At 63.6% G+C, this 8,394-nt stretch carries 5 protein-coding genes and 1 pseudogene; 4 read left to right on the top strand and 2 right to left on the bottom strand.

Translation table 11 applies throughout. The features are described 5' to 3' along the window. The coding region (locus BLX41_RS29815; protein WP_259745358.1) for an aminotransferase class V-fold PLP-dependent enzyme at positions 1–984 on the top strand (984 nt) is incomplete at its 5' end. On the opposite strand, the gene BLX41_RS29810 is transcribed toward BLX41_RS29815, so the two are convergent. Next, positions 981–1,322: an aspartate-semialdehyde dehydrogenase gene (locus BLX41_RS29810; RefSeq protein ID WP_102861487.1), complete on the bottom strand. Its 342-nt coding sequence runs from the start codon at positions 1,320–1,322 to the stop codon at positions 981–983. The genes BLX41_RS29815 and BLX41_RS29810 overlap by 4 nt on opposite strands. A gap of 217 nt (positions 1,323–1,539) precedes the next feature. On the opposite strand from BLX41_RS29810, the gene rapA reads away from it, so the two are divergent. Next, on the top strand, positions 1,540–4,389 hold the full coding sequence (rapA, locus tag BLX41_RS29805) for an RNA polymerase-associated protein RapA (protein ID WP_123727760.1): 2,850 nt from the start codon (positions 1,540–1,542) through the stop codon (positions 4,387–4,389). A gap of 63 nt (positions 4,390–4,452) precedes the next feature. Here the strand turns inward: rapA and BLX41_RS29800 are convergent, their stop codons facing one another. Further along, the gene (locus BLX41_RS29800; RefSeq protein WP_123727759.1) at positions 4,453–5,799 is read right to left on the bottom strand and encodes a spinster family MFS transporter; all 1,347 of its coding nucleotides are present in this window, start codon (positions 5,797–5,799) and stop codon (positions 4,453–4,455) included. Between the two features lie 326 nt (positions 5,800–6,125). On the opposite strand from BLX41_RS29800, the gene BLX41_RS29795 reads away from it, so the two are divergent. Beyond that, on the top strand, positions 6,126–6,494 hold the full coding sequence (locus tag BLX41_RS29795) for a YkgJ family cysteine cluster protein (RefSeq protein ID WP_123727758.1): 369 nt from the start codon (positions 6,126–6,128) through the stop codon (positions 6,492–6,494). A gap of 142 nt (positions 6,495–6,636) precedes the next feature. Then, positions 6,637–8,394, top strand: a pseudogene (locus BLX41_RS29790) (putative bifunctional diguanylate cyclase/phosphodiesterase); the annotation flags it as partial.

Here is an 8,394-nt window from a genome sequence, read left to right as displayed (position 1 = left end):
AACACCACCCCCGCCGCAATCGCCTTTGCCAGCAGCGGCTCGGCAGCCTGGGGCATGGCCTTCAGTGCCCTGCCACCGTGGCAAGCGGGTGACCGGATTTTGGTGGGGCGCCACGAATGGGGTGGCAATCTGGCGTGCCTGGCCCAAGCCGTGGGCGCCGGGGCCCAGTTGGAAGTCATCCCCTGCGATCACAATGGTGCGGTTTCGGTGGAGGCACTGGAATCCATGCTCGACTCGCGCGTGCGTCTGATCGCCCTGACCTGGCTGCCGGCCAACGGCGGCTTGATCAATCCGGCCGCTGCCGTCGGCCAACTGGCGCGGGATTGGCGCATTCCCTATTTCATCGACGCCGGCCAGGCCCTGGGGCAACTGCCCTGTGATGTACAGGCGCTAGGGTGCGACGTGCTCAAAGGCGCAGGACGCAAGTACCTGCGCGGGCCACGGGGCACGGCCCTGCTCTATGTCAGGCCGGGCTTCCTGGAACAGTTGCAACCACTGCCGCGGGATGTCTTGTCAGCCCCCTGGAACGGCCAGGGCTTCAGCTTGCGAGACGATGCGCGGCGCTTCGAAACCAGCGAAGTTTCGCTGGTGCTGCTGGCGGGGCTGGCCAATGCCTTGCAGGAACTGAACAGCATCGGCATCGAAGCCATTCACCAGCGGATCAGGACCCTCGCCGACACGCTCCGCCAGGACCTCGACCGCCTGCCCGGCCTGCAGCGCCAGGACCTGGGCGCCGCCGGGCAGCAGTCAGGCCTGATTGCCTTCACGCTCAAGGGCTGGGACAGTTTTGCACTAAAGGAAGAGTTGGCTCGCCGGGGCATCAATATCGGTGCCAACAGCGTGGCCTACACCCCGCTGGACATGCAGGCCCGGGGCCTGACCCAGATTGCCCGGATCGGCTTGAGCTATTTGAATACCGAAGCGGAAATCCAGTGCCTGCTGGAGGCGCTGACGGAACTGGCCGAACGCGGCCCCACAAGCTAGACCTGCACGTCCACCCACAGCCCCTGGCGCGGAGCATCCTCGATCAACGGTGCCACCGGTACGGTGTTGTCGGCATTCAGCTCGTCACCGGGCACGGCCAGATGCTGCTCCGGATCGTCATCGGCCTCACGCTTGCGCCGCTGTTTTTCCTGCTGGCGCTGCTGCTCCTCGCGCAGCAGCAGCGCCGACTGCTCGGCATCGCGCTTTTGCAGGTCGATGGTGCTTTCATTGGAGCTTTCCTGCACCGGCACCACTGGCGGGATATCCGGACGCTGCCGGATCGGGTCCTGCTGGGCGGTGATGGGCACGGCACTCAAGGGGAGCATCGGTGGCAGCATGTTATTGGTCTCCTGTCGGCAGTCTGTCGGCTGCGGCATGGGCGACTTGAGCCATCGGTCGCAAAACTGTGACCCAGTCGTCAGCCGATAGTGCCCTCGGGGCCGACGAACGCCCCTGTACGCTACCTTTTATTCCAGGGGTTTTGATCAGAGTTCTTTGGACTGGAGCGTCGTTCCGTTAAGATAGTCGGCTTTTTCAAAGCGGGAGTCAGGCAGCATGGCGCAGCAGTATCAACCGGGGCAACGCTGGATTAGTGACAGCGAAGCCGAGCTAGGTCTAGGCACCGTTCTGGCACAGGACGGTCGCTTGCTGACCGTGCTCTATCCGGCCACTGGCGACACCCGCCAGTATGCGCTACGGAATGCGCCCCTCACTCGCGTGAGGTTCTCTCCTGGGGACAGCATCACCCACTTCGAAGGCTGGAAGATGACCGTGCAGGAAGTCGACGACGTCGACGGCCTGCTGGTCTATCACGGCCTCAACGGGCAGAACGAAGCCGTTACCCTGCCAGAAACCCAACTCTCGAACTTCATCCAGTTCCGTCTGGCCAGCGACCGTCTGTTCGCCGGACAGATCGACCCGCTGGCCTGGTTCTCCCTGCGCTACCACACCCTGGAACACACCAGCCGCCAACTGCAGTCCTCGCTCTGGGGCCTGGGTGGCGTGCGCGCCCAACCCATCGCTCACCAGCTGCACATTGCCCGTGAAGTCGCCGACCGTATCGCGCCACGGGTCCTGCTGGCGGACGAAGTGGGCCTGGGCAAGACCATCGAGGCCGGCCTGGTGATCCATCGCCAACTGCTCTCGGGTCGCGCCAGCCGGGTGCTGATCCTGGTTCCGGAAAACCTCCAGCATCAGTGGCTGGTGGAAATGCGTCGGCGCTTCAACCTGCAAGTGGCGCTGTTCGACGAAGAACGCTTTATCGAAAGCGATGCCAGCAACCCGTTCGAAGACACCCAACTGGCCCTGGTGGCCCTGGAGTGGCTGGTGGACGACGAGAAGGCCCAGGACGCGCTGTTCGCCGCCGGCTGGGACCTGATGGTGGTGGACGAAGCCCACCACCTGGTGTGGCACGAAGACCAGGTCAGCCCGGAATACGCCCTGGTGGAGCAGTTGGCCGAGACCATCCCCGGCGTACTGCTGCTGACCGCGACCCCGGAACAACTGGGCCAGGACAGCCACTTCGCCCGCCTGCGCCTGCTCGACCCGAACCGTTTCCACGACCTCGCGGCCTTCCGCGCCGAGAGCGAGAACTACCGCCCGGTGGCCGAAGCCGTGCAGGAGCTGATGGATAAAGGCCGTCTGTCTCCCAAGGCGCACAAAACCATCCACGGCTTCCTCGGCAACGAAGGCGAAGCCCTGCTGGCCGCGGTCAACGATGGCGACAGCGAAGCCAGCGCACGCCTGGTGCGTGAACTGCTGGACCGCCACGGCACCGGCCGCGTGCTGTTCCGCAACACCCGCGCCGCGGTGCAGGGTTTCCCCGAGCGCAAGCTGCACGCCTACCCGCTGCCGTGCCCGGACGAATACCTGGAACTGCCCCTGGGCGAACACGCCGAGCTGTACCCGGAAGTCAGCTTCCAGGCCCAGCCCGACGTCAGCGATGACGAACAGCGCTGGTGGAAATTCGACCCGCGGGTCGAGTGGCTGATCGACCAGTTGAAGATGCTCAAGCGCACCAAGGTCCTGGTGATCTGCGCCCACGCGGAAACCGCCATGGACCTGGAAGACGCTCTGCGCGTGCGTTCCGGGATCCCGGCCACGGTATTCCACGAAGGCATGAACATCCTCGAGCGCGACCGGGCTGCCGCCTACTTCGCCGATGAAGAGTTCGGCGCCCAGGTGCTGATCTGCTCGGAAATCGGCAGTGAAGGCCGCAACTTCCAGTTCGCCCACCACCTGGTGCTGTTCGATCTGCCGTCGCATCCGGACCTGCTGGAGCAGCGTATCGGCCGTCTCGACCGGATCGGTCAGAAACACGTGATCGAACTGCATGTGCCGTACCTGGAAACCAGCCCGCAAGAGCGCCTGTTCCAGTGGTACCACGAAGCACTGAACGCCTTCCTCAACACCTGCCCGACCGGCAACGCCTTGCAGCACCAGTTCGGCCCGCGCCTGCTGCCGCTGCTGGAAAACGCCGACGACGGCGAGTGGCAAGCCCTGATCGATGAAGCTCGTGGCGAGCGTGAACGCCTGGAAGCCGAGCTGCATACCGGCCGCGACCGTCTGCTGGAGCTCAACTCCGGCGGCGCCGGTGAGGGCGATGCCCTGGTGGAAGCGATCCTCGAACAGGACGACCAGTTCGCCCTGCCGATCTACATGGAAACCCTGTTCGACGCCTTCGGCATCGACAGCGAAGACCACTCGGAAAACGCCCTGATCCTCAAGCCCAGCGAGAAAATGCTCGATGCCAGCTTCCCCCTGGGCGACGACGAAGGCGTGACCATCACCTACGACCGCAACCAGGCGCTGTCCCGCGAGGACATGCAGTTCATCACCTGGGAGCACCCGATGGTGCAGGGCGGCATGGACCTGGTGCTGTCCGGCTCCATGGGCAACACCGCCGTGGCACTGATCAAGAACAAGGCGCTGAAACCCGGCACTGTGCTGCTTGAGTTGTTGTATGTCAGTGAGGTGGTCGCTCCACGTTCGTTGCAACTGGGTCGCTACCTGCCACCGGCTGCCCTGCGCTGCCTGCTGGACGCCAACGGCAACGACCTGTCGGCACGGGTGGCCTTCGAGACCCTCAACGACCAGTTGGAAAGCGTGCCCAAGGCCAGCGCCAACAAGTTCATCCAGGCCCAGCGCGACCAGCTGGCGCCGAAGATCAACGCCGGCGAAGCCAAGGTGGCGCCGCGTCACGCCGAGCGCGTGGCCGAGGCTCAACGCCGTCTGGCGGCCGATACCGATGAAGAGCTGGCGCGCCTGACCGCGTTGCAGGCGGTCAACCCGACCGTCCGTGACAGCGAGCTGGTAGCCCTGCGCAAGCAACGGGAACAGGGTCTGGCGATGCTGGAAAAAGCCGCCCTGCGCCTGGAAGCGATCCGAGTGCTGGTGGCGGGCTGATTGCCCGGCTCCAAGCGCTAAACAAAAGGCCCGCATCATGCGGGCCTTTTTTCATCGGCCAGATCAAACCGCCAACGCCTTCGCCGCAGGCTCGGCCAGTGCCAGCCCCTCCTTCATGCGCTGGGCGTCGCGAACAAAGCAACGCGCGGCCTGGAACAGAAACAGCAGGGTCAGGAACAACGCCACCGGAATCAGGTACATGGCGTCGTGCAGGCCGATGGCCTTGAACTCCTCGGTCATCAGCTCGGCACCGGCGGCATACATCGCCGAGTGGGCGAAGTGATCCGACAGCGCGCCGACTACCACCGGCCCCAACCCACCTCCCAACAGATACAGGCCGGCGAAAAACAAGGCCATGGCAGTGGCCCGCAAACGGGGTTCGACCACGTCCTGCAAGGCGGTATAGACGCAGGTGTAGAAGTTGTAGGCAAACAACCAGCCGACACTGAACACCGCGACAAATACCCCGATCTCGACGCGCCCGGCATGCAGCGCCCAGCCGGTGGCCAAGGTCGAGATGATCAGGCTGCAGGCCGCGAACAGCAGGCGGCCGTTGGCCACCCGCTGATGGATCTTGTCAGCGAACCAGCCGCCCAGGGTCAAACCCACCAACCCGGTAACACCGACAATCAGCCCCGTTGCCATTGCCGCCTCCTGCAAGGGCATGAGGAAGTAACGCTGCAGCATCGGCACCAGGAACGAGTTGCAGGCGTAAGTGGCGAAGTTGAAGGTCAGCCCGGCCAGGGTCAGCCAGAGAAAGGTCGGAATCGCCAGCACCCGGCGAATCGGTCGGTCGATAGGCACCTGCGCCACCTTTACCGCTTCCGCCGCTCCACGCTTGGGCTCCTTGATGAAGAACATGAACACCGCCAGCACCAGGCCCGGTACCGCGGCGATGAAGAACGGCGCCCGCCAGCTGTCGAACGCCTTGACCATGGCCCCTATGGTGAAGAAGGCCAGCACCAGCCCCAGGGGCAGCCCGAGCATGAAGATGCCCATGGCCCGGGCCCTGCGATGCGCAGGGAACAGGTCGCCGATCAGCGAGTTGGCCGCCGGTGCGTAGCTCGCCTCGCCAATGCCCACCCCCATGCGCACCAGCAGGAAACTCCAGAAACTGCCGACCATGCCGTTGACCGCAGTCAGCCCGCTCCACACGGCCAGGCCCCAGCCCATCAGCTTGCTCCGCGAGCCGGTATCGGCCAGGCGCCCGAGGGGCAGGCCGGCGATGGCATAGACGATGGTAAAGGCGGTGCCGATGATCCCCAGCTGGAAGTCACTCAAGTGCCATTCCATGCGGATCGGCTCAATGATGATGGCGGGAATGGTGCGATCGAAGAAGTTGAACAGGTTTGCCAAAAACAACAGGAACAGAATGCGCCAGGCATTTGCCGCTTGAGTCGAATGATCCATGGGTCGATCTCTTTATTGTTATTCGGCCAGACGCGAGCGAGCCTGGAAGCTGCAATCTAGTCAGGCCCGGCCTAGCTGTCTGTGATCATTCGTCAGCCTGATATCAAACCATCGCAGGCAGGCCCGGGCCGCGACCGTCAAAGTCCTCGCCGTACGGCCCGGCGAATCCGCCACAGCCCCCGGCACCCGGGGCTTTCCCAGTCTTTTCAAGGGCTTGGCCAGGGCTGAAAAAATACCTTGCGCCCCCCCTTCCCAAGGCCGATGGGAAGCCTAGAATAGCCGCCTTGCCTGCCCCCTTACCCTTCCCTCTCCCTTTGAATACGCCTATGTCCGAAGCCAGTCCGTGTCTGAATTGCGGTGCCTGCTGTTCATACTTTCGTGTGTCTTTTTTCTGGGGCGAATGCGCCTCATCCGGCGGCACGGTCCCCGATGATCTGGTGCAGAGCATCAGTCCCACTCGGGTAGCCATGCTCGGCACCGACTGCAAGTCGCCGCGCTGCATCTCCCTTGAAGGCGAGGTCGGCCAGGGCGTGAGCTGCTCGATTTATGAGCAGCGCTCCAGCCCCTGCCGGGAGTTCGAAGCCTCCTGGGTCGACGGCCAGCACAACAGCGACTGCGACGCCGCCCGGGCCGCCTTCGGCCTGGCGCCCCTGGAACCTGTGGACCACGAACCCTGGTTCGAGAAAAGCGCTTAGCACCATTGGCGATAGGGCTCATAAGCAAATCATTAGCGCCCGATTGCCACCTCCCATTGCAGCCAGCGGGTGCCTTCTATACTGCAAGCACTTGTTGGCGCGCGGGTCCGCCGACACCAGATGACTCAGAGATGGGCGTGCTATGGATTGGCTGGGTCTGCATTTCATCACCGAGCTTCCAGATAACGGGCAAGTGGTTCTGCAATGCAGCCACAACCCGGTCCTGGTACTGCTGGCTTACCTGGTGGCCTGTGCCGCCAGCTTCGCTACCCTGGATATGGCCGAACGTGTCAGCCACGTCGAGCAACCGGCCAGCCAACGCCTGTGGCGCTGGGTCGGTGCCTGCTGCCTGGCGGGCGGAATCTGGGCCATGCATTTCATCGCCATGCTGGCGTTCGAGGTGCCCCTGGAGATCCAGTACGACCTGCCATTGACCCTGGTTTCCCTGTTCATCGCCCTGATCGCCGCCTGGCTGGCCATGAACACCCTGAGCCATGTCCAATTGGCGCTATGGCGTGGCCTCGGTGTGGATCGGCCTGGGCATCTGCAGCATGCATTACGTGGGCATGGCCGCCATGCGCTCGAGTGCCAGCCTGTACTACGAGCCGCTGCTCATGGGGCTGTCGCTGCTGGTTGCGATCGGCTGCAGCCTGGCGGCGCTGCTGCTGTCCCGGCACCTGCGCGATGGCAGCGGGATGTTCCATCAATTGCTCAAGTACACCAGCAGCCTGGTGCTGGGGGGCGCCATCGTGCTGATGCATTTCATTGGCATCTGGTCCATGACCCTGGTGCTGCCTGCGGGCAGCCTGCCCACCTCCGTGGCACCCAACGGCCACATGCAACTGGGCCTGACCCTCAGCGTGATCACGCTCCTGATCATCGCCAGCGGCATCAGTGCGGCCCTGGCGGACAAGAAACTGCAGCACAAGGAACGGGACCTGCGCCGGGTCAACGCCCTGCTCTCGCAACTGGACCAGGCCCGGGTCTCACTGCAGCAGGTGGCTCATTACGATGCCCTGACCAACCTGATCAATCGCCGTGGCTTCAACCAGCTGTTCGCGGAAAAACTCATGGAGAAAAACACCTTCGGCGGCATGCTGGCGGTGATGTTCCTCGACATCGACCACTTCAAGCGAATCAACGACAGCCTGGGCCACGATGCCGGCGACGCGTTGCTCAAGGTCATCGCCGGGCATATCAAGAGTTCCACCCGCAGCCATGAAGACGTGGTGGCACGCCTGGGTGGCGATGAATTCTGCATTCTCATCAACCTCTATGAGCGAGATGAGGCACGGCACTTGGCCCAGCGCATCATGCAGAAGATGAAGGAACCGATCGAGCTGGGGGGCCGGCGCATGGTGATGACCACCAGCATCGGCATCAGCGTCTTCCCTGACGACGGCAAGACCTGCGAGGAACTGCTGAAGAACGCCGACCTGGCGCTCTATCAGTCCAAGGACGCCGGGCGCAACAGCCTGCACTTCTTCAGTTCCAACCTGAAGACCCGCGCCACCCTGGAGCTGCAACTGGAAGAGGAGTTGCGCAACGCCCTGCGCGACGATCAAGGGCTGCTGCTGTATTACCAGCCGATCTACGACCTAAAGCGTCGCAAGGTCACCAAGCTCGAAGCCCTGGTCCGCTGGCAACATCCCCAGCACGGACTGCTGTCCCCGGATCGCTTCATCAACATTGCCGAGACCAACGGCATGATCGCCGAGCTGGATAACTGGGTACTGCGCAAGGCCTGCGAGGACCTGGCCTACCTGTCCCAAAACGGCGGTGGAGAGTTGAAGATCGCGGTCAACTGTTCGGCCCTGAACCTGACCCGTGAAGCCCTGGCCGGAGAGATCGAAGCCGCCCTGCGCGACGCCCGGGTAGCGCCGCAACGCCTGGAACTGGA

The organism is Pseudomonas protegens (assembly GCF_003732485.1).
GTDB lineage: Bacteria > Pseudomonadota > Gammaproteobacteria > Pseudomonadales > Pseudomonadaceae > Aquipseudomonas > Aquipseudomonas protegens_B.
The sequence above is the reverse complement of the archived record's forward strand: the minus strand, read 5'-3'. Positions and strand labels throughout refer to the sequence as shown.